The sequence below is a fragment of the Shigella sp. FC1661 genome (genome assembly GCF_001712525.1).
GTDB lineage: Bacteria > Pseudomonadota > Gammaproteobacteria > Enterobacterales > Enterobacteriaceae > Escherichia > Escherichia coli.
The window spans coordinates 1-2,717 of sequence record NZ_MDGW01000246.1; the positions used below are offsets into that span (position 1 = coordinate 1).

The 2,717-nt window shown below is 42.5% G+C and carries 3 protein-coding genes and 2 pseudogenes; 1 reads left to right on the forward strand and 4 read right to left on the reverse strand.

Translation table 11 applies throughout. The features are described from left to right. The 3 genes and pseudogenes from BFF42_RS28590 to BFF42_RS14615 all read right to left on the reverse strand — a co-directional run. Window positions 1–602: pseudogene (locus BFF42_RS28590) on the reverse strand (NEL-type E3 ubiquitin ligase domain-containing protein); the annotation flags it as partial. Window positions 603–854: 252 nt separating this feature from the next. Further along, a pseudogene (locus tag BFF42_RS28595) lies at window positions 855–950 on the reverse strand (hypothetical protein); the annotation flags it as partial. Between the two features lie 315 nt (window positions 951–1,265). Further along, window positions 1,266–1,934: a class I SAM-dependent methyltransferase gene (locus BFF42_RS14615; protein ID WP_000239869.1), complete on the reverse strand. Its 669-nt coding sequence runs from the start codon at window positions 1,932–1,934 to the stop codon at window positions 1,266–1,268. Window positions 1,935–1,990: 56 nt separating this feature from the next. On the opposite strand from BFF42_RS14615, the gene BFF42_RS14620 reads away from it, so the two are divergent. Next, window positions 1,991–2,260: a tail fiber assembly protein gene (locus BFF42_RS14620; protein ID WP_000937487.1), complete on the forward strand. Its 270-nt coding sequence runs from the start codon at window positions 1,991–1,993 to the stop codon at window positions 2,258–2,260. Window positions 2,261–2,419: 159 nt separating this feature from the next. Here the strand turns inward: BFF42_RS14620 and BFF42_RS14630 are convergent. Then, on the reverse strand, window positions 2,420–2,717 hold a 298-nt coding region (locus BFF42_RS14630), incomplete at its 5' end, for an integrase core domain-containing protein (protein ID WP_140441451.1).

Below are 2,717 nucleotides of genomic sequence, written 5' to 3' on the forward strand. Positions count from 1 at the left end.
TTTTCCAGCCATGCAGCGACCTGTTCACGGAATCCGGAGGTATTGCGTGCAGAGACGGTATCGGAAAGGCGGTCAAGGAACGCGGAAAAGGTGTTGGCGTGCTCTTCATGTTCAAAAGCATGCCATATCTGTGATACATCAGATTGTTTGTTTTCCGGGAACCATGCTGTCACGGCATCAGCCAGGGGGCGATGGAGTGTATTCTGTTGTCCGTCACTCATGGAGAAGTAAATCCGTGGGCCGTGGTAGTCCGGTTGGGCGGTTTGTTGTAACAAAGTTTGCATTATTCTGGGAGATAGTTGATTTTCTCTAAGATTGACAACGCTATCAGAACTGAGGCCAAGTATGCTTTCCGGAATTGCCGTGATCCGGTTCTGATTAAGCCAGAATATTCTTATAATATGATCATCTCTTTCTGGAAAATCTGGTATTACTTCCAAAGCATTTCTGGCTGCATCAAGTAATTCCAATGACATTGGTAACCTCGGAAGTACAGACAGGTGATTGTCACTTACATTAATATATTCTAGTGACGCAGGTAATTCAGGAAGTGCGAACAAATGGTTATCACTCACATTTATATATTCCAGCGACACTGGTAATTCAGGAAGTGCAGATAATTGATTACTGCTTGCATTCAGCTCTTTCAATGCCCTTGGTAGCTCGGGGAGCATTGATAGTTGGTTATTGCTTACATTAATTTCATCAAGATTGTCAGGCAATCGTGGTAGAGATCTGAGACCTAAACAAGATAAGTCCAACGATGTTTCACTGTTCTCCAGACATAATTGGAGCCGGGTAAAAGCAGTTTCCCTGTTTTCTCCGGAAATGCTGTTTTTAGTCCATTCAACCCATTCGGAGAGATAATTATTGTGAACATTGTCGATTGATGTAGTTCTGTAAAAAGAGACGTTTCCAGTGGATAGGGGGGGATTATTTACAGGAAGCATAATAACCTCGCAGAAGGATATCCTGATAAAATGTGATACTGGGAAATAATAAGCTAAAATAAAATATTTCAGGATTGAAATTTATTGTTTTCATTTTAAGGAAGTGATGTTGATTTAACTGTAAAAAAACGATACTATTTTCTTAGATGGTAAATGTCTCGCCTGTGCTATATTTTGTTTTTCGGTTAGTTAAATATCGTACGTTCATATTTGAACGTTCTGCCGGAATGCATTATCAATAGAGGTAAAGTCGCAACCCCAAATCGTAAAGGAAACCGTAGCACGTCTTAAGCAAGAACGTGCTGCGGTTGGATGCTATTTTTTCCCTGAAGCGGAAAACATTACTACAGTACCTTGAACCTTGGTTTTAACATTCTCGAAATGCTCTGAGAGAATATGTGTTAAGCCTTCTTCGGAATCTTTTGTGTTTGAAAAGATGCCTTTCTGATTGTAAATGCGCATCAGTTTTTGACCGAAGCTATTGTGCACAACTCCATCGCCAAGAATTGTGGCTCCGTATAGAGTTCCATCGTCAGTTAAGGCCTGCGCCGCATTGCGTATTACACAGCTTTTTGTAGATATATTTCCAGGCAGGCAGTGAAGAAGGTAAAACATGGAAATGGAATCAAATTGACCATGTAACGCCGCGGGATAAGGTTCAAAAACATCATGGCTAATTTTATGTTTAATTTTTGATTCCCCAGCCCTTTTAGATGCCGCGTTCAGGCTAGCTTCGTTCAAATCCATTAAAGATATCAGACTACTCTCAGGTACATGAGTAAGGTAAAACCCAGTTCCAACACCAATATCCAGATGGTTGTTACCTAAATGTTCCAGAAAGTGTGGAAGAAGGTGTTCCTTTGTAGGACATCCCCATGCAAGCCGATTTGATACTCCCAAAACCCACCAGTCATAAAGCTTTAGGGTAAGTGGTGTGTAAATTTTAGCCCCATCATCTGTGTTTTTTTTCATTAATTTCACCATATTATAGTTTTATTTGTGAATTAAATCAATTATGGCGATGAATTACAAGGGGTTAAATGCTGCCGCAGCATAGCGATATTGAAATAGCCTGGTATGCTTCGATACAGCAGGAGCCGAATGGCTGGAAGACCGTCACCACACAGTTCTACATCCAGGAATTCAGTGAGCATATTGCGCCACTTCAGGATGCTGTAGATCTGGAGATCGCAACGGAGGAAGAAAACTCGTTGCTGGAAGCCTGGAAGAAGTATCGGGTGTTGCTGAACCGTGTTGATACATCAACTGCACCTGATATTGAGTGGCCGGAAGAACCAGACACAATGTAAGCGAAAAAGAAAAACCGCAGACACGACGTATGCAGGACGTGCTGCGGTTGGCTGGTGAACTTTCGATAGTGCGAGTATTGAATGATTTCCAGCCGTTACCGATTTTATATAACTGCAGTGGAATTATTCAACACACAGGCAAAACGGAATATGAAGTGGTCAACAAAAACTGGCCACCGAGTTAGAGTTTTTCCAGTATCGATTTTCCGATTCGTTTGGGGGTAACCCACCGTTATATTCGTGCGGTCTTAGTGCGCTGTAATATCCAACGATATAGTCCGTTATGGCGTGAGCTGCCTCGCTGAAGCTTACGTAACCCACCACCGGCATCCATTCGTTCTTCAGACTCCTGAAGAAGCGTTCCATTGGGCTGTTATCCCAGCAGTTTCCGCGCCGGCTCATACTCTGTCTGATCTGGTATCGCCACAATAACTGCCGGAACTGCCTGCTCGTATAA